The sequence below is a fragment of the Corynebacterium sp. HMSC075D04 genome (assembly GCF_001815635.1).
Classification (GTDB): domain Bacteria; phylum Actinomycetota; class Actinomycetes; order Mycobacteriales; family Mycobacteriaceae; genus Corynebacterium; species Corynebacterium coyleae.
The window spans coordinates 17,690-39,274 of record NZ_KV821371.1 but is presented as its reverse complement, the minus strand read 5'-3'; the positions used below and the strand labels follow the sequence as shown (position 1 = coordinate 39,274).

Annotated in this window: 17 protein-coding genes; 9 read left to right on the top strand and 8 right to left on the bottom strand. The window is 60.5% G+C overall.

Annotated features, from left to right (window positions below; genetic code table 11):
- Positions 1-54: 54 nt before the first annotated feature.
- Together HMPREF3048_RS11195 and HMPREF3048_RS11190 are read left to right on the top strand one after the other, a co-directional pair.
- Positions 55-1,584 carry a carboxylesterase/lipase family protein gene (locus tag HMPREF3048_RS11195; RefSeq protein WP_070772358.1) on the top strand — a complete coding sequence of 510 codons (1,530 nt, stop codon included), beginning with the start codon at positions 55-57 and terminating at the stop codon, positions 1,582-1,584.
- Positions 1,585-1,672: 88 nt separating this feature from the next.
- Complete coding sequence (locus HMPREF3048_RS11190; protein WP_070569825.1) at positions 1,673-2,491, top strand: hypothetical protein; 819 nt, start codon at positions 1,673-1,675, stop codon at positions 2,489-2,491.
- Here the strand turns inward: HMPREF3048_RS11190 and HMPREF3048_RS12360 are convergent.
- Positions 2,488-3,015: a hypothetical protein gene (locus tag HMPREF3048_RS12360; protein ID WP_168161869.1), complete on the bottom strand. Its 528-nt coding sequence runs from the start codon at positions 3,013-3,015 to the stop codon at positions 2,488-2,490. The genes HMPREF3048_RS11190 and HMPREF3048_RS12360 overlap by 4 nt on opposite strands.
- 95 nt (positions 3,016-3,110) lie before the next feature.
- Between HMPREF3048_RS12360 and HMPREF3048_RS11180 the strand changes: the two genes are divergently transcribed.
- From HMPREF3048_RS11180 to HMPREF3048_RS11160, 5 genes are all read left to right on the top strand, one after another.
- Positions 3,111-4,310 carry an MFS transporter gene (locus HMPREF3048_RS11180; protein WP_070772356.1) on the top strand — a complete coding sequence of 400 codons (1,200 nt, stop codon included), beginning with the start codon at positions 3,111-3,113 and terminating at the stop codon, positions 4,308-4,310.
- The gene (locus tag HMPREF3048_RS11175; protein WP_070772353.1) at positions 4,307-5,302 is read left to right on the top strand and encodes a nucleoside hydrolase; all 996 of its coding nucleotides are present in this window, start codon (positions 4,307-4,309) and stop codon (positions 5,300-5,302) included. The genes HMPREF3048_RS11180 and HMPREF3048_RS11175 overlap by 4 nt, the downstream gene beginning before the upstream one ends.
- A gap of 91 nt (positions 5,303-5,393) precedes the next feature.
- The gene (locus HMPREF3048_RS11170; protein ID WP_070421802.1) at positions 5,394-6,200 is read left to right on the top strand and encodes a glycosyl transferase family 9; all 807 of its coding nucleotides are present in this window, start codon (positions 5,394-5,396) and stop codon (positions 6,198-6,200) included.
- Between the two features lie 9 nt (positions 6,201-6,209).
- Positions 6,210-6,917: an energy-coupling factor transporter transmembrane component T family protein gene (locus tag HMPREF3048_RS11165; RefSeq protein ID WP_246818903.1), complete on the top strand. Its 708-nt coding sequence runs from the start codon at positions 6,210-6,212 to the stop codon at positions 6,915-6,917.
- Positions 6,908-8,071 carry an ATP-binding cassette domain-containing protein gene (locus tag HMPREF3048_RS11160; protein ID WP_168167356.1) on the top strand — a complete coding sequence of 388 codons (1,164 nt, stop codon included), beginning with the start codon at positions 6,908-6,910 and terminating at the stop codon, positions 8,069-8,071. Before HMPREF3048_RS11165 ends, HMPREF3048_RS11160 begins: the two co-directional genes overlap by 10 nt.
- Here the strand turns inward: HMPREF3048_RS11160 and HMPREF3048_RS11155 are convergent.
- From HMPREF3048_RS11155 to HMPREF3048_RS11140, 4 genes are read right to left on the bottom strand one after another with little or no spacing between them, the layout of a single operon-like run.
- The gene (locus HMPREF3048_RS11155; protein WP_141758917.1) at positions 8,049-8,951 is read right to left on the bottom strand and encodes a hypothetical protein; all 903 of its coding nucleotides are present in this window, start codon (positions 8,949-8,951) and stop codon (positions 8,049-8,051) included. The genes HMPREF3048_RS11160 and HMPREF3048_RS11155 overlap by 23 nt on opposite strands.
- 32 nt (positions 8,952-8,983) lie before the next feature.
- Positions 8,984-12,112, bottom strand: coding sequence for a DUF3427 domain-containing protein (locus HMPREF3048_RS11150; protein WP_070772349.1), 3,129 nt, complete (start codon positions 12,110-12,112; stop codon positions 8,984-8,986).
- A gap of 7 nt (positions 12,113-12,119) precedes the next feature.
- Positions 12,120-12,515, bottom strand: a complete 396-nt coding sequence (locus tag HMPREF3048_RS11145) for a (deoxy)nucleoside triphosphate pyrophosphohydrolase (protein WP_070772347.1) — start codon at positions 12,513-12,515, stop codon at positions 12,120-12,122.
- A 52-nt stretch (positions 12,516-12,567) separates the two neighbouring features.
- Positions 12,568-13,527, bottom strand: a complete 960-nt coding sequence (locus tag HMPREF3048_RS11140; RefSeq protein WP_070772345.1) for an L-lactate dehydrogenase — start codon at positions 13,525-13,527, stop codon at positions 12,568-12,570.
- 134 nt (positions 13,528-13,661) lie between these two features.
- Between HMPREF3048_RS11140 and hisD the strand changes: the two genes are divergently transcribed.
- Positions 13,662-14,960 carry a histidinol dehydrogenase gene (hisD, locus tag HMPREF3048_RS11135; protein ID WP_070772343.1) on the top strand — a complete coding sequence of 433 codons (1,299 nt, stop codon included), beginning with the start codon at positions 13,662-13,664 and terminating at the stop codon, positions 14,958-14,960.
- Positions 14,961-14,981: 21 nt separating this feature from the next.
- Here hisD and HMPREF3048_RS11130 read toward each other — a convergent pair whose 3' ends face one another.
- The 3 genes from HMPREF3048_RS11130 to HMPREF3048_RS11120 all read right to left on the bottom strand — a co-directional run bounded on the left by HMPREF3048_RS11130 (position 14,982) and on the right by HMPREF3048_RS11120 (position 19,259).
- Positions 14,982-16,382, bottom strand: a complete 1,401-nt coding sequence (locus HMPREF3048_RS11130) for an amino acid permease (protein WP_141758916.1) — start codon at positions 16,380-16,382, stop codon at positions 14,982-14,984.
- A gap of 407 nt (positions 16,383-16,789) precedes the next feature.
- Positions 16,790-17,785 carry a hypothetical protein gene (locus HMPREF3048_RS11125; protein WP_070772340.1) on the bottom strand — a complete coding sequence of 332 codons (996 nt, stop codon included), beginning with the start codon at positions 17,783-17,785 and terminating at the stop codon, positions 16,790-16,792.
- Positions 17,786-17,909: 124 nt separating this feature from the next.
- Positions 17,910-19,259 carry a CitMHS family transporter gene (locus HMPREF3048_RS11120; protein ID WP_070772337.1) on the bottom strand — a complete coding sequence of 450 codons (1,350 nt, stop codon included), beginning with the start codon at positions 19,257-19,259 and terminating at the stop codon, positions 17,910-17,912.
- Positions 19,260-19,358: 99 nt separating this feature from the next.
- Here HMPREF3048_RS11120 and HMPREF3048_RS11115 point away from each other — a divergent pair, with 99 nt between their 5' ends.
- Complete coding sequence (locus HMPREF3048_RS11115) at positions 19,359-21,500, top strand: DEAD/DEAH box helicase (protein ID WP_070772335.1); 2,142 nt, start codon at positions 19,359-19,361, stop codon at positions 21,498-21,500.
- Positions 21,501-21,585: the final 85 nt, after the last annotated feature.

Genomic DNA, 21,585 nt, shown 5'->3' with positions numbered 1-21,585 from the left:
AGAACGACTTCATATCCCGGGAAGACCGGGCGGAAACGCTCTAGGCTTGAACGCATGAATGCGCGCCGCCAACCAGTCGTACAGACAACGGCCGGAGCCGTGCGCGGTCAAGTCGACCCGCACACCGGAATGCGCACCTGGCGTGGCGTGCCATTCGGCGCCAACACCGCTGGTACTCACCGGTTCCGCGAACCGAAACCCGTCCAACCCTGGCCTGGGGTGCGCGACTGCACACGCTTCGGCCCACCCGCCATGCAAGGCACCTTCGGCATCCGTGGCACGGTGCTTGGTTCGGAGGACTGCCTCAACTTAGACATCGTCAGGCCCGACACTGATGAGGTCTTGCCTGTCGTTGTCTGTTTCCACGGCGGCACTTTTGTCACCGGCGCCAGCCACGAAAAAGTCCTCCAAGGTCATCGCCTCACCGCCGCGACGAACATTGTCTACGTCTCCTTAAACTTCCGCCTCGGCGTGCTCGGCTACCTCGATGTGCGATCGCTTGGCGACGACTGCGTGGCCAACCCCGCTATCCGCGACCAGATCCTCGCCCTGCGGTGGATCCGGGACAACATCGCAGCCTTCGGCGGCGACCCAGATGCTGTGACCATCATGGGCGAATCCGCAGGCGGTGCTGCCGTGCTGCATCTCATGTGCGCACCCGATGCCCGCGGCCTGTTCCACCGCGCAATCGCGCAGTCCCCGCCACCGGCCAGCGTCCACTCGAGGCGCCAAGCCGCCAGGTGGGTCCAAGCCCTCATCAGGAAACTCGGGCTCGCACCAGACACCACCCTTGACCAGCTGCGCGACATCCCCGCAGAAACCCTCGTGCGCGCCGGGCAATCACTGATGTTTAACAGCAAGGAAGCGCTGCAATTCAACATCAGCTTCATGCCCACCCTGGACAGTGCCAGCCTGCCCCAACACCCCATTGACACGTTCAACGCTGGCGAGCAAGCCCGCGTGCCACTGATCGTGGGAACCAACTCCGACGAAGCCAGTTTCACCAAAGCCATCTACCAAACCTCCCGCCAGCGCCAACGTGCTGCGCGCCGGGCGTTGAACGTGTTTGACCCGGACAATGCGCTGGATGTCATCGAGGCGTACGACGATGTCGGCGCACGCGGCGACTTTGCGGAGTTGATGGCAGACGCCGTGTTCTGGGCCCCGAGTGTCATCCTGGCCACCGCGCACCGCATGGTCGCGCCGACCTATATGTATCGCTTCGCCTACGCATCTGCCGCGATGCGCAAGTTGGGCCTCGGCGCGATTCATGCAGCTGACCTGGTTGCGGTCTATGGCGATCCCTTTGCCACAGTGACCTCCAAACTGGATCGCTTCGGGCCGCGAGACACGTTCCAAGAGATCAGCCGGCTCATGCAGTACCACTGGGGCGAGTTCTTCCACACCGGCACACCTGGTACGGAGTGGCCCAGCTATGGGTTTAAGCGTGGCGACGACCCGGGGCGTGCGACTGCGGTGTTTGAGTACGGCATACGTGTGGAATACGACCCGAAAGCGGAGCAACGCACCGCGTGGGAGTCGTTTGACATGCGCGAGTGGGGAATTAGCCGGACGGATTTGTGACATCCGCGATGATAATTCCAGGCACGCGTCAGCGAACGTGGCTAGGCTGAAGCCAGTCTGAAGGTCAATGCGGAAGGAACCCACTGTCATGAGCTTTTTCGAGGACATCGCGGCCGCGTTGGACCGCGACGGTATTGAGTCGCGCGTAGGCGGGGACACGATGTTTGTCCCCATGTCCGCGGCGTTGGAATTGCAGTTTGTGGAAATTGATCCGCACCTGCCAGCGGCGAACGTGTACATCGCCGCCGCTGACGTGGACGAGGACGACGAAGAGTTTGAGGCCGTCTTAGTCGCTGTGGTGTTCTCCGTGGAGGCAGCGGTGACTGCTGTTGCTGAGCACATGGCGACCGACCAGGTGGTAACAGTGCTGCGCGACCTGCTGGAAAGCACGGACGAGCGCATTGGGGATCTCGAGTTCTTCCAGGACCACGTCAACCCGCAGCAGGTGCGCGCCGAAGTGGGCGCGAATGCCGAGTTGCAGGTCGTCGTCGAAGCCGTCAACGGCGTGCCGAGCGCCACAGTGACCTTCGTTGCACTCCCGGATGACTACGACGATGTCATCGAGGACGCCGAGGGCGAGTTGTGGGAGTCCGACGGCGATGCGGAACTGTCTGAGGAGGACCGCGCACGTCTGTTTGACGTCATCCATGATGAGGCAGTTGCCGACGCTGAGAAGCTCGAGCTGGGCAGCTTCACCGACTTCGACCGCCTCTTTGACGTGCTGTCGCTCGCCGCCGACCAGGCAGAGGAATGGGAGGCGCAGCTGCTTCCAGTCGACGACGAGATTGACGAGCCGGACGTCTACGACATCTTCGGCCAAGACGACGAAGACTACGACGAGGACCTCGATGATGAGGATGATGAGGATCTCGACGACGAAGACTTCGACGAGGACGACGAGGACTAAGCCGCGCTGAGTCCTTCGAACATGGAGGAGGGCGACTCGATCGGGGTGAACGCCCCGTCGACGAGCCAGACGTAACTTGCTGCCTTCGCCCCCGGAATTTCGTGGACGGTGTGGGCAGCATCATCGGGGATGACCGCGCGCACCCAGGACTCGGCAAGCAACGTGTCCACGGGAACCCCCGCGGCATCGGTCACGCGCAGTTCGATCAAGTAGGCCGGAATGTGGCGCTGCCCGTATCCCTGAATACGAGCGCGGGCGCGCGGGCCAACACGCCGCCGCGTAACCGCCAACGACAGCGTCGGACCGTTGTCTATCCGGGGTAGCGATATCACCGGTGGCCGCCAGGTCGCAGCCGGGCGAGACAGCGAGCGCGGGTGGTGGATCATCGCGTTGATGGCGTGCAGCTTCTCGGGGAAGAGGTCTCGGATTTCAGCAGCCAAGGAATCGGCACTGGCGTATGCATCGGCATCCACAGTGGGGGAGGTGCGGAACATGGACAGGGCATTCTTTGCGTTCAACTTCATGGCTCAAACACTAAAAGTCGCTCCGACACCACCCGGTACATATTCGAACATATGGGCGATACGGCTATTTGACGCGTTGTGTAACCTTGCTGTTTATGAGTGCGAATAAGGTGGTGAAACCGTCGATACCCCGCACCATTTGGGTGCTCACGGGCGCCGCCTTCATTGTTGCGCTCGGGTACGGGTTAATCGCTCCGGTTCTCCCGCAGTTTGCGGGAAGTTTCAACGTATCCATGGCCGCAGCAGGTGCGGTCGTGTCTGTGTTTGCTCTCGCCAGGTTGCTTGGTGCGCCCGGCGCGGGTGTGTTGGTGGACAAACTGGGCTCGCGCCCGATCTACCTCACAGGCTTGAGCATCGTGGCTGTCTCCACGTTCTTCGTGGCGTTTGCCCAGGCGTATTGGCAGATTCTTGCGTTGCGGTTCATCGCGGGTTTCGGCTCGACGATGTTTACGTTGTCGGCGCAGGCGTTGATTGTGCGGGTGACGCATCCTTCGATCCGTGGCCGCGCGAACGCGTTGTACGCCTCGGCGTTTCTTGTGGGCAATGTGTTCGGCCCAATCGTGGGCGCAGCGTTGTCGTATTTGGGTTTCCGTATCCCATTTGCCATTTACGGCGTGGCGGTCGCGATTGCGGCCGGCCTCGTCGCGTGGCTTACACAGCCGCGTCCAGGTGCGAAGGCGTTGCCGAAGGCGAAGCCAGCAATGCGGTTGCGTAGCGCCTGGAAGGTGCCCACCTACAGGGGATTGCTGGTCGCGGCGTTTACCAATGGGTTTGTGAATATGGGTGCGCGCGTGGCGGTGTTGCCGCTCTTTGCCGCCGCGGTGTTTGAGCAAGGCGGGGCAGCGGCTGGTTTCGCGCTTACGGCGTTCGCGCTCGGTATGGCAATCATGTTGCAGTTCTCCGGGCGCATGTCGGATCACTTCGGTCGGCGCCCGATGATCTTCGCGGGCATGGCAATGTCTGCGGTGTTTACAGCGGTGCTTGGCACGGCGACGAGTTTCTGGCCGCTCATGATCTGGTCGGTGCTGGCCGGCGTGGCTTCCGGCACGATGAGCCCGTCCATTCAGGCAGCGTTGGCGGACATTATTGGCAATGAACGCTCCGGCGGTAAGGTGTTATCCACATTCCAGATGACGCAGGATGCGGGCCAGATTTTCGCACCTGTGGTTGTCGGTGCGATTGCGCAGACCGCAGGCTTTACTGCCGCGTTCGGCGTATGCGGTGCAATGTGTGCGGTGGCGGCTGTGGTGTGGCTGATCATCGGTAAGGAAACGATGGTGAAGGAGCCACGATGAGAGTAATTCTGGACTGCGACCCGGGTATCGACGACACCTTAGCCCTCATCTGGCTGACCGCGGCCACGCAGGCAGGCATCCATGAGCTTGAGTGCGTGACCACGACTGCCGGCAACGTCGACGCCGACCAGTGTGCCAAGAACGCCGCATGGATCCTGTCGTTGTGTGGTTTGCCGATTATCTCTCTCGCCGCTGGAGTACCGGCGCCGCTTGAGGTGGAGCTGACTACCACGCCGGAAACCCACGGCGATACGGGGCTTGGCTATGCCACCGCGCCGCAGCGTCACGTCGAACACGACTGGGAGGCGCTGTGGATCGACGCGATTGAGCGTGGCACAGACGATCTTCACCTCATCGTCACTGGTCCCATGACCAACTTGGCGTTTTTCGCCCACGCCCACCCGCAGCACTTTGCGCGCCTGAAGCACATCACGGTGATGGGTGGTGCGGTGAACTACCCGGGCAACACCACGCCGACGGCGGAGTGGAACTTTTGGGTCGACCCGCACGCCGCCGCCGACGTCTTCGACATGACACCGACCCCGATCACGCTGTGTTCACTTGGTGTGACGGAGAAGATGGTGCTTGAGCCTGAGCGGTTGGAGGGGGTCGTCGCAAAGCTAGGCGCGAGCCCGATTGCCCAGCATGTGGGTGACATTGTGCGGTTCTACTTCGAGTTCCACGAGGAGGTCGGGGAGGGCTATCGTGCGCAGATCCACGACTTGCTCACGGTGCTCATCGCGCTTGGTGCGGTGGACTACGAGCATTGCTTGACGACGATCGCCGTCGAGGCCGATTCCGACCTCACCCGCGGCACCTCAGTGGCAGATCTGCGTGGCATTTGGGAGCGCGAACCCAACGCACGCTTAGTCACCGACGCGGACATTGAGGCCGCGTGGGAGTCCTTCGAATGGGCCTGTGAGATCCATGCACGTGTGGTGGCGGGTGATGCGAGTCTTATGGAACTGCGCCACCTCAAAGCGGACGACTAACTGCTACACTGCCTGATCTGAACGTTCCTGCCGAGGTGACATAGGCAGGGGCGCAATTGTTCATTTGCCCGTGAGAATTACGGAAAGTTCCATGTCACACACCACTTCTCAAAACTCGCAGAAGGCGCAGTGGACCCCGCTGCGTCGCGTTCTCGTTGCCCTTGGCGCGCTGATTATCGCGGCGACCTGGCTCTACTTCGTTCTTGTCCGCCCCGCTGACTGGGATCAGGTCACTGGCTCCGGTCCTGGCATCACGTTGCTGGCGGGCTACGGCGTGGGCACCCTGCTGCTACTCGTGGCCATCGTCCCGGTGTTGCCGGCGCGCACGCTTGGGCTGATTCCGATTGCGATCATCATCAACTCCGTCATCGGCGAGATCGTCGGCTCGATTGGTCTGCCGCTGTACCTCGACTCCGTGGGTACCGTGCTGGTCGCAGCCCTGGCCGGCCCGGTTGCGGGCATGGCCACCGGTGCGCTGAACAACGTGGTGTGGGGTCTGGTCAACCCGGCCGCTCTGCCGTTCGCCGCCGGTGCGGCCTTGGTCGGCTGGTTGGCGGGTGTGTTCATTCACCGCTTCAACGCGTTCCGTAACCCTGGCACCGTGGTTGGCTTTGGCCTTGTGCTCGGCGTGGTGGGCGGCATGGTTGCAGCCCCGGTTGCCGCATATGTCTACGGCGGTACCGCCGGTGTGGGCACCGGTGCGCTGGTGAGCCTGTTCCGCGAGATGGGTGGGTCCCTGATCGCATCGGTAACCACCCAGGCGTTCATCTCTGACCCGGTGGATAAGCTCATCGTCCTGTTCATCGCCTATGCCACGGTCAAGGCGCTGCCGAAGCGCACTGTGGCTGCGTTCGCACCGCAGGAACCCGTCGCGCCAGCATCGACACCTGAGGCGTAAAGCACTTCCGTGGCAGCCCGGCTGAGTTCTTCAACCCGTATCAACCCGTTGACCGCTTTGGCCATCGGGGCGTCGGGCTGGATTCTGGTCCTTGGGTTGAACCGGCCAGAAGTTTCACTCGCAGTGCTGGCCATGGCGGTGGTGCTGGGCACGTGGCGGACCCGCAACGTCGCCCTCATCGCGGCCACCGCGTTACTTGCAGCTCCGGTCGCGGCATCCATGGTGCTCATCCACGCGCCCTACGGTGAGCATCGCATCGCGCCGCTGCTTACTAGCGACGGACTTGCCACAGCAGGGGAGTTAGCCGCACGCTTCACCGCACTGATTGCCAGCCTGCTCGCGGCCGTCGCATGGTCGCGTACCCCGGATCTGGCCAAGGCGCTGCAGGCAGCACCGGGTGGCAACAGGATCGGATACATCGCCGGCACGACACTGCAACTCGGCCCCCAAGGTGCACACCGCGCACGGATCGTCCGCGACGCCAACCACCTCAAAGGCGAGCGCATCACCGTAAAAACCGTGGTCCCGAACCTGATCATGCCGGTGCTTACCGAGCTGCTCACCCAAGCCGGTGCTCGCGGCCAAGCCTTAGAGACCGCAGGTTACGACCTCACCGGCCCTCGCACCGTGCTGCGCCCTGTCCACGACAGCCGCATCCAGCGCGTCGCCCGCATCCTCATCCCGCTTGCGTGTTTGGGGGTTGTGTTGTGGATCTGACATTGCTCACACAGACGCTCAACGAGCACCGCGCGGTGCAGGTGGTCGGGAACTCCGGCGCTGGCCTGACCACGTTGGCAGCGCAGGTGCACCACGAGTGGGACCACGCCGCAGTAGTCCAGCAGGACGCCACTGCGCACGTGTCGTATCTTCGCGACACGGTCATCGAGGAAGTTGCCCTCGGTCTCGAACAGCGCGGCGTACCCGCCGACGAGATGCGTCAGCGTTGCCAGGCAATCCTCCACGCTGCAGGGCTGAGCGATCTCGCCGAGCGCAACCCAGCGCAACTCTCCGGTGGCCAAACGCGACGCCTCGCCATCGCAGCTGTTGCGGTGCTTGAGCCGGGCACCTTGCTTCTCGACGACCCCTTCGCCGGCCTCGACCCAACCTCCTGCACCCGCGTCACCGAACTGCTGGCTTCGCTGCCGTCGAAGGTGGTCATCCTGGGCACTCGGCTCCGCGACATCGACTCGGCCGCACTCGGACTTGTCGGTGGCGTTCTCCAGCCGGACGTCCCACCCAACCCGAATCTGCAGTTGCCTGACCGCGTCACAGCAACTGATGAACCGATCGACCTTGGCGAGGTCTCCGCCGTCCGCGGGCAAATACAGCGCAAGTGGTGGCAGTTCCGCACCTCGTCAGAGCCATCGTTCACCGCCGGACCGGTGCAACTGACTGTGCGCCCCGGTGAGGCTATGTGGCTGCGTGGCGACAACGGCGCTGGCAAGACAACGCTCCTCCGCGCGATGGCTGGCCTCGACGACAACCTAGGCTTGGAGCAAACCCGCGGCGTGACGGTGTCGCTGGCACTACAGCGCGCAGCAGACCAGCTCGCCGAATCTACCGTGGGCCGGTTTATCGGCGACGACGAGGCCGTCGCCGCGTTATGCCTCGACGCAGACGCCCACCCGCTGGACCTGCCGTCAGCGCACTTCCGGCTCGCACAGCTTGCCCAGGTGTTCGCCCAGGGGCGCGACCTTGTTCTTCTCGACGAGCCCGACGTCGGCCTCGACATCCCCTCCCGCGAACGCGCCCACGCCCTCATCGCAGCGGGCCTGGCACGCGGTCAGGCGGTGATCTTCACCTGCCACGACACCAGCTTCGCCGCGGAGGTGGGGGAGTATGCGGTGGTTAGAGCAAGTCTTCTTCGATGATCACAACGGAGCCGCTTTCTCCCTTGCACACCGGACGGGTGTTGATGTTATTCCACGGCTGCCCTGGCGGGTGGTGTCCACGGGCGCACTCCCATCCGTTTGGGGCGGTCCAATCAAGACTGGTGCTTGTTGCTCCGCCTCCTGTTGGGTTCGGCGATGTGTAGTCGTTGACTACTTCCATTGCCGCCACGCAATCGGTGTCCTGTTTTAGCGCGATGACAGCACGGTCGGGACCTTCGGTACCGGTTACGGTTCCACACCGGGTGCCTTCAGCAGCGGAAGTATCAGTGGAGTCCTCGCGGTCCGGGTCGGGGTTAGCCTGGACGATCTCACCGTCTTTGATAGTGATCTTGCTCAGACCGCGTTCCACGATGAGCGTTTCTTCATCCACGCGAGTGAAGGTGAACCCGGTAAGTGTGACGCGCTCACCAGGGTTGAGCTGGGGAGCGTCCATCGCGAACGGATCTGTTTTCGAGCTAAACGTGTAGAAGCCGATTACCGGGTCGTAGCGCACTGAGGTGGCGATATTGCCTTCCTCGGGATTGCCGAGGTCAGCTAATGCAGGTTCAGATGCGTCGAGTCGAATCTTACATTCGAAGACTGGCCCGTTTTGGGCTTCTTCGCGGGTCGGAACTACACATCCACGTTCGGAGGAGGCCGCACCGAAGAAGGCATACGCGAGGGGGTCCACCTTGAATGTCTCAGCCGGTACATCCGTGTAGGTCTGTTCTGCTTCTGCCTCAGGTGAGGTATTTTCCACCGCTGAATTTGAAGCAGAAACGGAAGGCTCGGGAAGGTCCTCCGGCTCGCTCGAACAAGCGGTTAGGGCCAGGCCTAGCGAAGTGATAATCGTGGCTGTGCGCATCAAGTGCAGAGACATGATCTCGATTATGGCACTAATGCGGGTGCCTTTTACACCACTGCGCGTCCTTGTTCATACAGCTCTGCAGGCATCGGCCTGTGTAGCTGCCATTCGAAGCGAATCGGTTTTTCGCCGGAGTGGCGTACGTGTGACACGTCGCCAAGGAGCGTGAATGCACGTGCAACTCCAGCAGCATCGAGTCGGGTGTTGCGTACACACAAATAGATCGAGTGGTTGTTCTCCAAGTGGTGGATGTATCGCTGGCCAGCTTTGGAATCCAACTTGGTTGTCGATTGTGATTCCCACTGGAACAGATCAGGAGATATTGGGTAGTCGGCGTAGCGGGTGGTTTCGGAGAAGTCCGCTTCGTTCTTGGAAAGAGTGACGAAGAACAGGTCCAGATCGGATTCGGTGGCGTGGTACACACCTTCGCGCGGCAAATGGAGAAGCTTCTTCAGGGGAGCGGTACGTACAGCAGCAGTCAGCTCAGCGGTGGAGTAGTCCGCGTGGGTGAACAGCACAGGTGCGCCGGGGCCAGTAACGGGTTTTGGAGTCACGCGTGATTGGTCAAGGCGGTAGTCGAAAATCTGCTGAAGTTCATTCCTAAAGGAAGGGACGCTTCGGATAGCTGACAGTGCGTCGTCGAAAGTCTCCGGTGGTTGGACTCCCGATTGGTTTGCCCAAATCATCGTGACCAACATGCGGGTAAACGTCTGGTCCTCAGGCGACATTGCGTCGTACGTCGGCCCGTTCGCATCCACAATGGCAAGGTATCGTTCTGCTCGAAGCGGGTCGTTGACGTGCAACATTGAGCGAATCCGAGTGAGGAAAAATTCTTCGCGCTCGGAAACTGTTTCGGGGACAGGGAGAAGATCTTGGCTTCGCAACAACCGTGTCCATCCACCGTCGGCCCGGTTGCGGTAGAGATCTTCGAGTGAAAGACCAGTGTTAGCTAGGAATGACGAAAGATCCGTCGTCGCTTCTTGCTGTACAAGCTCACGGATCTTGACGATTGAATTGCCTGCAACACGCTTGACGTTTTGAAGTACCCGTTCTTGTGTGACTCGGTCGAGTTGAATATGGGTGCCACCAGGAAGGGAGGGAAACTCTTGCTCAATCTCCGTCTTTAAGCGTTTGCCACGCCGACCGGTGAGCGCTGCATACCTGCGTTCAAAGTCGAAGTTTGTGTGTTGTTCGCCGATGAAGTCCAGGACGGTACACACCTTGCCTGGCATCTTGCGCAAGCCGCGGCCGAGCTGTTGGAGGAAGATGATCGGGCTCTCAGTCGGGCGCAGCAGCAACAAGGTGTTGAGCTCGGGGATGTCGACACCCTCGTTAAACAGGTCGACGGTGAACAGCACTTTGAGCTCGCCGTCGCGGAGGCGTTGGATAGCCTGGTCACGGTCAATTTGTGGTGTCTTTGAAGTAACGGCTGCAGCCGGAATACCAAAATGGTTAAACCGTTCCGCCATGAATCGTGCGTGATCGATGCTGACGCAGAAGCCGAGAGCCTTGAGCTCCGCGAGGTCGAACACACGTTTTTGGAGTTCGCTGAGGATGAGTTTTACGCGGGAATCTCCAAGCCGAACGTAAAACTCGCTCAGTGAAGCGGTGTCGTAAGCGCGGCTTGAGCGCGACCATTTCACGCTTCGGAGGTCCGTCTCGTCGTTGATGCCGAAGTAGTGCATTGGTGCCACGAGGCCGAGTTGCAGTGCATCCCAGAGACGCAGTTCGTAGGCGACGCGATAGTCGAAGAAACGCTGGACGTTGACGCCGTCGCCGCGCTCGGGTGTGGCGGTAAGACCGAGGAGTTCCTTCGGCTTGAGGTAGTCGAGCACCTTTTTGTATGTGGAGGCTTCGGCGTGGTGGAACTCGTCGATAGCCACCACGTCGAACTTCTCAGGAGGGAAGCTTTCCACGTGTTTATGCAGCGTTTGGATAGTGGCAAAGATGTGTGTGCCCTGCCGTGGCGTGTGCGTTCCATCAAACAGTTCGCCAAAGTTATTGTCGCGAAGTACCTCCCGGTACGTGCGCATCGCCTGTCGTAACAATTCGCGCTGATGCGCGACGAAAAGGAGCGAAGGCTTGCTTTTCGACGCCGCAGCCAACCCCTTGTAATCCAACGCCGCAACAACGGTCTTTCCAGTGCCAGTTGCTGCGATGAGAAGGTTTCGGTGACGGTCATGTACGTCGCGCTCTGCCTCCAGTGCCTCAAGCATTGCCTGTTGGTACGGCCAAGGCTGCACCTCAAGGCCGGAGAGCTCAATGCGGTCGGATGGGGTAGTGCCAAAACGTTCGCGCTTGAGGGCTTCGAAAAGCCGGTCGTGGTCAGCCTTCGGTTCGTAGGTTGCGTAGTGCTTGTCGTTCCAATACGTCTCAAAGACTGCCTCGAACTTGCGCAGGATCTCAGGCGTGGAGGTTCGCGATGCGCGGACGTTCCACTCCACGCCATCGATGAGCGCAGAGTTGGACAGGTTTGAGCTGCCGATATATGCGGTGTCGAAGCCTGAATTACGACTGAACAACCAGGCCTTGGCATGCAGTCGCGTATCGCGTGACTCATAGCCCACCTTGACTTCGGCACCGAACTCTTCGACAAGCCGGTTAATCGCCTCGATATCGGATGCGCCGCAGTAGGTCGATGTGATCACGCGCAACGGAATGTTGTTGTCGCGGAGATACTCGAGCTGGTCACGGATGACTGCGATGCCGGAGTTTTTGATAAACGCGCAGAGTAGGTCGACGCTGTCGGCGGTTCGGATCTCGCGTTTAATTTCTGCCGCCATGCTGAGATCACTACTGGCGTTCGTGAGCAGAGAAGCACCTGTCAGTGATGTTGGTTGGAAGCGCGGAGGCTCACCGAGCGACGCCTCGTACACCGCGTGGAGCAGTGTCTCTGACTCAATCGCATCATCGGGGTCGATGAGTTCCGCAAGCGTGTTAATCAGTTCGACGCGTTGCAGCGGCTCGCGAGTATTCAAAAGCTTCTGTGTCAGATGATCTGCGAGAACCCGAGTGATGGCGTCGGTATAGCGTTCGCGGTGCTGATCTGTGGCGTCCTCCAATGCGGGGCGCTGAAAACCATGTTCTGCTTCCGTAGCAGCGAGCCGCTCAAGAATGCGCTTGGTTACGGGGGTCTCATATGCGCCGAGGGGAAGCGAGGCGTCGTCGATAGGCATTGGTGCTCTACCCAAACCTTTCTGCCAGTAGCTCGACAGTTGGAATGTCTGCAGGCGCCCAGGTGAGGTCTGAGAGCTTGTTGGCCGCAACCCAGCGGACCTCTTCGTGGTCGGTGAGTATGGGTGTTCCGGAGACCAGCTCGCAGATGTAGGTAGACAGTTCCACAACAACATCACCAGTGTCATGCCTGGTAGTCACAACAAACTCGCCGACTTCCGCTTCGATCCGGAGCTCTTCCTTAAGTTCGCGTGCAAGTGCTGCTTGAGGGCTCTCGCCGGGCTCAATCTTGCCGCCAGGAAACTCCCAGAAACCCGCCATGGATTTACCTTTTCCGCGCTTGGCAGCGAAAATGCGGCCATCTTGGATGATGACCGCACCGACGACCTCGATCGTTTTCACCATGAGGTCAGTTTAAACAGAGTGTCGGCGTGGGGTCGTCGATACGCAAATGCTCCTAGATCTCTGCCTTGTCGATCACGTCGCGCAGGGTTTGGGCGGAGTGGTGGAACTTGGCGGTTTCGTCGTCGTTGAGACGAAGTTCGACGACGTTGCGCACGCCACCGCGGTTGAGCACGGTTGGGGTGCCGATGTAGATGTCGTTGAGGCCGTACTCGCCCTCGAGAAGCGCAGAGACTGGTAGGACAACGTCTTCGTTGCGCAGGATTGCGCGGGTGATGCGGGCGAGCGCGTTGCCGACGCCGAAGGACGTGTTGCCTTTGCGTTTGATGATGTCGTAGGCGGCGTCGCGGGTCCGCACAAACATCTCGTCGATCTGTGTGTAAATATCCGGATTGCGGGTGGCTTCCGCCTCGAGCAGCGCGGGGAGGGGAACGCCACCGATGGAGCCGGAGGACAACACCGGCAGTTCGGTGTCGCCGTGCTCGCCGATGATGTGGGTGTGCACCGCAGAGGGAGCGATGTCGAAGTACTGGCCCAGGTTGTGGCGCCAGCGTGCCGTATCCAGCACGGTGCCTGCGCCGATGACCTGATTCGATGGCAGCCCGGTCTGCTTCCAGGTCACGTACGTCAACACATCGACCGGGTTGGTGGCCACGACGTAAATGCCGTTGAAGCCGGCGGCCATGACTTGTTTGTTGATTGAATCGAAAATCTTCACATTGCGCGCCACAAGATCCAGACGCGTCTCGCCATCGCGCTGCGCAACACCCGCGCAATTGACCACGAGTGCCGCATCCTTGCAGTCCTCATACGTGCCAACCGTGACATCCATGTGGTGGCCAGAAAACGGGATCGCGTGATTGAGGTCTTCTACCTCTGCCCATGCAAGATCCTCGTTGAGGTCGATAATGGCCAGGTGGTCTGCCAGACCCTGGTTCAAGATGGCGTAGGCGTACGCGGTTCCGACAGCGCCGGCGCCGATAAGGACAACTTTTGAACCTTGAGTGACAAACATATGACCATTATTCCATGTGTTGATTACGGGCAGCGGGGTGGGTTGGTGGCTTCGAGGTTACTTCGGTAAACCGCTTTTTAAAGGGCGAATGCTGGATAACATCTATTGATGTCCAAGACAATCAAAGGAGCATCATGCTAAACGTGACAGACCTGCGAGGGCGAGAGACCTCGGTACGAGAACTGCGTGCAATTCTTCCTCGTGCGGGCACCGATGTTGGCTCCGCAGCAGAACAGGTCGCGCCGATTGTCGACGACGTCCGTAGCCGCGGTGCCGAGGCAGCACTCGAATACGGGGAACGTTTTGACGGCGTACGCCCGGAAGCGGTTCGAGTTTCTGCGGATGCCATGCGGGCTGCATTGGATGGTTTGGACGCTGATGTTCGAGCTGCACTGGAAACCTCAATTCGCCGGATCCGACAGGTGCATGCTGAGCAAAAGCCAGCTACGCGCAAGACCGAACTCGCAACAGGTGCCGTAGTCACGGAAGTGTTCCGTCCGGTACGTCGCGTAGGCCTGTACGTGCCAGGCGGCAAGGCGGTATACCCGTCGAGTGTGCTGATGAATGTGATTCCGGCCCAGGAAGCGGGCGTGGAGTCCATGGTGGTGTGCACCCCGCCGCAAGCAGATTTTGACGGTCAGCCGCACCCGACGATCCTCGCCGCGTGTGCATTGTTGGGCATCGATGAAGTGTGGGCCGTCGGTGGCGCACAAGCAGTGGCGCTCATGGCCTACGGTGACGACGACCTCGAACCGGTGGACATGATCACCGGCCCGGGCAACGTGTTCGTCGCAGCGTCGAAGCGCCTGGTTAACGGCGTGGTAGGTATCGATGCGGAAGCGGGGCCCAGCGAAATTGCGATCATTGCCGACGACACCGCCGACCCCGTCTATCTCGCCTACGATCTGATCTCCCAAGCAGAGCACGACGAGCAGGCCGCGTCGATTCTGATTACGGATTCTCCGGAGCTGGCAAAGGCAGTCGATAAAGAAATCGCTGATCGCTACGGCATCACGCTCAACGCTGACCGCGTGCGCGACGCGCTGGAAGGCCCGCAGTCCGGGATTTTGATTGTGGACGACATCGAGACTGCCGTGCACGTGACCAACGTCTACGCGCCCGAGCACCTGGAGATCCACACCGCGAATGCGCAGGCTGTGGCGCGCGAGATCAACAATGCCGGCGCTATCTTCGTCGGACCGTACTCGCCGGTGCCACTGGGGGATTACTCAGCAGGTTCGAACCACGTGCTGCCAACGTCAGGTACCGCAAGGTTTGCCGCGGGGTTGAGCACGCACACCTTCCTCAAACCGATGAACATTGTCGAGTACTCCGCTGAGGCACTGGAAGAGGTCGCGGATGCCGTGATCACCCTTGCAGACGAAGAAGGCCTCCCCGCGCACGGGGAGGCCATCAAGGCAAGGCGGGGCTAGCCGCCGGAGGCGAGGTACTTGCTACTTCGCCTCGTACTCATACTCAGTTTCGGCGACAGCCTGTGGACGACCGGTAACGAAGTACAGGATGGTCATTACGAAGAGGAAGGCGACACCGACTGCAAGTGCTACGTGGTACTCAGGCAGCCACACCATGGTGCCGAAGGTGAAGAGGATAAACGCCACCGCGAACCACTGACCGTACGGCCAGAACGGAACCGGGAACTTCAACGCCTTGACCTCTTGGGCGGTCATCTCGCGGCGGGACGCGATGTGTGCGATCAGGATCATCAACCAGACGAAGATGGTGGCAAAGGTTGCAAGTGCTGCAATAGTGCCGAAGATGTCCGGGTAACGCTGGTTCAGGTACACACCGACGATCAGGGAGACGATGAGCATCGCCACAGTCATCACTGGCACATCACGGTAGGTTCGCGCCATCGACTTCGGGGCCAAGTTCTCCTTGGCCAGGCCAGCGAGCACACGACCGGTGGAGAACAAGTCAGCGTTAATCGCCGACAGGGAAGCGCTGAGCACAACCACGTTCAGCAGTGCTGCGGCCCAGCTCACACCGAGAGTGTCGAAGATCTGAACGAACGGGGAATCATCACCGTTAATCGTGCGCCACGGGTTGATCATCAGGATGACCAGGATGGACAGTACGTAGAAGATCAGGATGCGCATCGGGACAGTGTTGACTGCCTTCGGGATAGAGCGGTCCGGATCCTCAGCCTCAGCGCCCGCGACACCGATGATCTCGGTGCCACCAAAAGCGAAGAGGACGAGGATGAACGAGGCTGCCATGCCGGAGAAGCCGTTAGCGAAGAAACCACCGTCGTTCCAGAGGTTGTCAATACCCATTGCCTCCGGGGACTCGCCAAGGTTGAAAATAAGGATTGCAGCGCCACCGATGATCATGGCGACCACAGCGCCGACCTTGATCAAGGTGAGCATGAACTCGAGCTCACCAAACAGACGGACAGCGGCAAGGTTAGCTGCACTGATGATCAGCAGTGTGACGGTGATCCAGACCCACGCTGGTGTTGTGGGGAACCAGAACTTCATATAGATCGTGATTGCCGTTAAGTCAGCCAGACACACGATCATCATCTCGAAGGCGAACATCCAACCGGTGATGTAACCACCGAGGCCACCCAGGTACTCGCGGCAGTACACCGCGAAGGAGCCACGCACTGGGTGACGCACACTCATCTCGCCGAGAGCTCGGAGGATGAAGTACATCACCGCGCCACCCAGGAGGTAGACGAGGAGCACAGAAGGACCAGCCGCCTGGATTGCGCCGGCGGAGCCGTAGAACAGGCCGGTACCAATCGCGGAGCCCAAGGCGATGAAGTGAATGTGGCGGGCCGTCAAACCTGGCCGTTTCGGTTTGGGAGTGTCTTGTTGTGTAGGTGCAGTCATGGTGGACATTAACTGTGCTCTTTCAAATGACAATGTGCGAATGGAATCGCTTCGGGAAAATATTGGTGATGACAATGCCCTGGCTGGGCTGCGTCTTCCCGGTTTGACCTTCCGGCGGTGGCACAGTGATTGGGGGCTCGCCGCGGGGGAGGGTCTCCGGGTGCGCGGCGTGTTCCGACGAATGCTTACGCTAACGAAAAATCCCCCGCGCTTTGCTGCGAAGGGCAGTTAGCGCAGGGGCGAAAAGTCGGCCGACACCGCGCTACAGATGATGATGCAGGCGGGCCGGCTGGGTATTCGACAACGCGAAAGCGACGGCCTGGTCGGCCGTGGCGGAAAATGCGTTGCGGTTCATCACGGGGAGAACCATAACACGGCTGTCTTGAGTTTGGGGTGAAAATGCGAAATTAATTTTTCAGACGGTGTGCTTCGGAGGGGTCGAGCAGGATCACGCCGCCTGAGCCCTCGAACGCTTTAGCGCCGTTCATCTGCGAATCTGTGCAGGCGGTTCTGCGGTTTTCGGGAAGGTCCTCGTCGTCGCCAAGTCGGTAACGGCCAATGCAACCCCAGCCGTTCTTCTCATTCGTCCATGCGGACACACTGCCTTGGATCTCACCGTTCTTCGCGGCTTCCTTGTATCCCTCAAGCGTCATCATTGCGACATCGCACGTGGTGTTGTCCTCCAGGGCGTACACGCCCATCTCAGTGCCAAGAATGTCGGAGGTGCCGCACTGTTCGCCCTTTGCCACCGTGTGTTCTTCGGTGATGCTCTGGGTCTTGCCCGGGCGGGAGTACACGCCATCGTGGACCTCGAAGGTGTCATTGCCATACTCGACGCGGACACCGCCACCGTTGAGGTTGGTGATCACGACGTCATTGATCGTGACACGTTCGCCTTCGTTGAGATGGTTCGGCTGGATGTCGTAACCCTGGGAGCCGGGAGAGACTGCGGTGATGAATCCACCGCGGTCCGGCTTGTACCAAATGACATTGGGGATTTTGGTGTTCGGATCGCCACCGGTGTGCTCTACCGGTGGGATCGGATCGACAAACTTGGCTTGGCAGAAAACAGGGGTGTCGTCAGGGTTCCTGCCGATCCGACACCCGAATACTCCAGACTCCAGCCCAACAACGTTGTGCTCGAACCGTGAAGGGTCAACGTCGGTGTATTCGTCCTTTTTCTTGTCCTTTTTCTTGTCAGCCTTGGACTCGGTGGTCTCCTCGGTCGAGGATTCCGGAGTTTCCGATGTCGGTTCAGAGGAGTCTGAGTTTTGTGCTGAACCTGTAACCGTCGGCTCTGGTAAGGCCTGCTCAGAGCTATCGCCGCAACCGGTCAAGGTTGCGGCGACAATAAGCGCTGTAGCAGCGAAAGATGTGGTGTGGCGTGCGCGGGAAATATGCATGCCACCCAGTTTAGGAAAGCCACTGAGGGGCGTCCGGGTTACGGCGCTGGTGTGAAATGGTCGAAAGAGCATTGGCCGGCGGGGAGATCTCGAGCCGGCTTCGGTTGCTTGGCGCATGCCTCTTCTAGACGAAGACGCCCACCGCCCAGGAACCGAGCACCAAAATCACCGAGAACACCCAGCAGATCGGGAAGGCGATGCGCAGGTACTTGCCCATCTCCGCACGCGCCAGGCCGAGCGCGAGCCACAGTGCAGGGGAGAAGGGGCTGACGAAGGTGCCGATGACATTGCCCACGATCATGGCGGACGCTGCACCCATGCCAGAAACGCCGAACGCCTCTGCGGTTTGCTGCACGATTGGCAGCACAGAGAAGTAGTACGCGTCCGTCGACGTTGCCAGATCCAGCGGCACGCCGAGCAGGCCGATGATCACGTGGATGTACGGACCGACAGACGCCGGCAGGATGGCGATCAGCGACAGGGCGATCTGCTCCAGCATGCCGGTGCCGTCCAGGATGCCGAGGAACATCGCGGCTGCGAGGATGACGCCGGCCATGGACAGGGCGGTGGGGGCGTGTCGTCGTAAAGCATCGCTCTGATCGTCGAGCGACGGGAAGTTTAGCGCCATGAGCAGCGCAGTGCCGACGAGGAACGCGGGCGCCGGCGAGGCCAAACCCGCCACCAGCACGCCGATGAGTGCGAGCGTGATCAGGGTGTTCGCCCACGTCACCCACGCGCCGCCGCGCTGGGTGAACTCCAACTTTGCACGCTCTTTTGCTTGACGACGAGAAAAGTCTTCTGCAACCGCGTGAACATCCACCAACTGGTGATCACCATCCTGCTTGGCAGTACGGCGCTGTTCGATGATGCCGAAGATCGCGGCAACGACGAACACGAGGACAATGGCCACACCCTGGACCGGCAAGAGGTGGGTCCAGATCTCGTTCGGGGAAGGGCCGATGACGGAACTTGCGCGGCCAACCGGGCCACCCCACGGCAGCATGTTCATCACCGACGCCGACAGAGCGACGAGCGTGAGCAGGACGTAGCGCGACATACGCATCGCCTCGTAGAGCGGCAGCAACGCGGGGATGGTGAGCAGGAATGTTGTGGAGCCTGAACCGTCCAAGTGCGCGACGATCGCGATGGCAGCAGTGCCGATTGTGACCAAAATCGGCTTGCCGCGAGTCGCGCGGATCAACGCCTTAATCACTGGTTCGAACAGGCCGACGTCCGAAAGAATGCCGAAGTAGATGATGGCGAAGATGAACATCACCACGACCTTCATGACTCTGTCGAGTCCGTCGAGGTAGAAGTCCGAAATCTCTGCAACGCCTGCGCCGGTGAGTATCGCACCGACGATCGGGATCAGCGTCATTGCGACGATCGGATGGGTTTTGCCTTTGAGGAGCAGGCCGACCGTCACCACGATGATGGCAAGGCCAAGCACTGTCAGTGCGAGGGGAGAAGTCATGGCTGGATACTAAATGATTGCTGAGAAAAAGCGGGTTTGATTCTTTAAAAACCGTTGAAATAGCAGATTGAGGGGGTAATGCCGTAGTGTTGGCAGGCGATGAGCATTTCCGAAAACGCCACCGGCGGCGAGAACGAGCCGGATATGAATGTGTCGGAAAATCAGGAAAACCCGCAGGATGTCGCGGCCGAGATTGTTGAGGCCGTAGTAGAGGACACCAGGGATGCGGAGATTTCTGAGGTAACCGGCGCCGCACAAGAAGAAGCGGCCATTGAAATTGAAGACAACGTGGTAAAGATCGCGGATGCGGACGAAGAGTCCGACAACGGCGATAACGCTGCAGATACCGCAGAGGAAAAGGCAGAAGAGGTAAAGCCGGAGAACGGCTTTGAAACCCTCGGCCTGCCAGACAAGGTTGTGGAGGCCGTCAAGCGCGTCGGTTTCGAGCAGCCCTCGCCGATTCAGGCACAGACCATCCCGCTGCTGATGGAAGGCCGCGACGTCGTCGGCCTGGCACAGACGGGTACGGGTAAGACCGCAGCATTCGCGCTGCCGGTGCTGTCCCAAATTGATCCCAAGAAGCGTCACCCGCAGGCACTTGTGCTCGCCCCGACGCGTGAGCTGGCACTGCAGGTGTCGGACTCCTTCCAATCGTTTGCCGATCACCTGGGCGGCATCAACGTGCTGCCGATCTACGGCGGCCAGGCCTACGGCATTCAGCTCTCGGGGCTGCGCCGTGGCGCACAGGTGATCGTCGGTACGCCGGGTCGCGTCATCGACCACCTGGAGAAGGGCTCGCTGGACATCTCCAACCTGCGCTTCCTCGTGCTCGACGAGGCAGACGAGATGCTGAACATGGGCTTCCAGGAGGATGTCGAGCGCATCCTCGAGGACACCCCGGATGAGAAGCAGGTTGCGCTGTTCTCGGCGACGATGCCGAACGCGATCCGCAAGATTTCGCGCGACTACCTGAACAATCCGGAAGAGGTCACCGTTAAGTCGGAGACCCGCACCAACACGAACATCACCCAGCGCTACCTGTTTACGGCGCACCGCAACAAGCTCGACGCGATCACCCGCATTCTTGAGGTGACCGAGTTTGAAGCGATGATCGTGTTCGTTCGCACCAAAAACGAGACCGAGGACGTTGCAGAGAAGCTGCGCGCACGCGGTTTCTCCGCCGCTGCCATTAACGGCGATATTCCGCAGCAGCAGCGTGAGCGCACGGTGGATCAGCTTCGCGACGGCCGCCTGGACATCCTCGTGGCCACCGACGTCGCAGCCCGTGGCCTGGACGTCGAGCGCATCTCTCACGTGCTGAACTACGACATCCCGAACGGTACGGAGTCGTACGTCCACCGCATCGGCCGCACCGGCCGTGCAGGCCGTACCGGTGAGGCAATCCTGTTTGTCACCCCGCGTGAGCGCCGCATGCTGCGCTCGATTGAGCGCGTGACCAACGCGACCATCGAAGAGATGGAACTTCCGACTGTCGACGAGGTCAACGAGAGCCGCAAGACCAAGTTCATGGACTCCATCACCGAGTCGCTTGAGGCTTCTGAGCTGCAGATCTTCAAGACCATGGTGCGCGAGTACTCCGCGGCCAACAACGTGCCGATGGATGACATTGCCGCAGCGCTTGCTACCCAGGCGTTGGCTGGCGACGAGTTCCTGATGAAGGAGCCGCCGCGCGACAAGCGTGACCGTCGTGATCGTCGTGACCGCGATCGTTTCGACCGCGACGACCGTCGTGGCCGTGACCGATTTGATCGTGGCGAGCGTGGTGGTCGTGGTCGTCGTGGTGACAGCGAGAACTTTGATACCTATCGTCTCGACGTGGGGAAGCGCCAACACGTGCGCCCGGGTGCCATCGTGGGTGCCCTGGCCAACGAGGGAGGCCTGAGCTCCAAGGACTTCGGTCGCATCACCATCGGCGGTGACTTCACCCTGGTGGAACTGCCGAAGAACCTTGACCGCGCTGTGCTGGATCGTCTGGAAGACACCCGCATTTCCGGTCAGCTGATCAACATCCAGCGTGACCATGGTGCACCGCCGCGTGATCGTGGCGGACGTGGCCGTGGCGGCTACCGCGGTGGGCGCGACCGTGACGATCGTGGGTACGGCGGCCGTGGTCGCGGTGACCGTGACCGCGGTGGATACCGTGGCGGGCGCGACCGTGATGACCGCGGTTACGGCGGCCGTGGCCGTGGCGACCGGGATCGCGGTGGATATCGCGACTAGTTCTTAGCGCGTCAACGGCACGGGGCCACCTTGGTACCGGGTACAGTGTGGAAAGCATTTGCCCGGCCGGGGTGGCCCCGTTTTT

Bases quoted from the DNA above. Each gene is read 5' to 3' on its own strand.
- HMPREF3048_RS11195 (WP_070772358.1), top strand. From the start codon at position 55: ATGAATGCGCGCCGCCAACCAGTCGTACAGACAACGGCCGGAGCCGTG.
- HMPREF3048_RS11190 (WP_070569825.1), top strand. From the start codon at position 1,673: ATGAGCTTTTTCGAGGACATCGCGGCCGCGTTGGACCGCGACGGTATT.
- HMPREF3048_RS12360 (WP_168161869.1), bottom strand. From the start codon at position 3,015: ATGAAGTTGAACGCAAAGAATGCCCTGTCCATGTTCCGCACCTCCCCC.
- HMPREF3048_RS11180 (WP_070772356.1), top strand. From the start codon at position 3,111: ATGAGTGCGAATAAGGTGGTGAAACCGTCGATACCCCGCACCATTTGG.
- HMPREF3048_RS11175 (WP_070772353.1), top strand. From the start codon at position 4,307: ATGAGAGTAATTCTGGACTGCGACCCGGGTATCGACGACACCTTAGCC.
- HMPREF3048_RS11170 (WP_070421802.1), top strand. From the start codon at position 5,394: ATGTCACACACCACTTCTCAAAACTCGCAGAAGGCGCAGTGGACCCCG.
- HMPREF3048_RS11155 (WP_141758917.1), bottom strand. From the start codon at position 8,951: ATGTCTCTGCACTTGATGCGCACAGCCACGATTATCACTTCGCTAGGC.
- HMPREF3048_RS11150 (WP_070772349.1), bottom strand. From the start codon at position 12,112: ATGCCTATCGACGACGCCTCGCTTCCCCTCGGCGCATATGAGACCCCC.
- HMPREF3048_RS11145 (WP_070772347.1), bottom strand. From the start codon at position 12,515: ATGGTGAAAACGATCGAGGTCGTCGGTGCGGTCATCATCCAAGATGGC.
- HMPREF3048_RS11140 (WP_070772345.1), bottom strand. From the start codon at position 13,527: ATGTTTGTCACTCAAGGTTCAAAAGTTGTCCTTATCGGCGCCGGCGCT.
- hisD (WP_070772343.1), top strand. From the start codon at position 13,662: ATGCTAAACGTGACAGACCTGCGAGGGCGAGAGACCTCGGTACGAGAA.
- HMPREF3048_RS11130 (WP_141758916.1), bottom strand. From the start codon at position 16,382: ATGACTGCACCTACACAACAAGACACTCCCAAACCGAAACGGCCAGGT.
- HMPREF3048_RS11125 (WP_070772340.1), bottom strand. From the start codon at position 17,785: ATGCATATTTCCCGCGCACGCCACACCACATCTTTCGCTGCTACAGCG.
- HMPREF3048_RS11120 (WP_070772337.1), bottom strand. From the start codon at position 19,259: ATGACTTCTCCCCTCGCACTGACAGTGCTTGGCCTTGCCATCATCGTG.
- HMPREF3048_RS11115 (WP_070772335.1), top strand. From the start codon at position 19,359: ATGAGCATTTCCGAAAACGCCACCGGCGGCGAGAACGAGCCGGATATG.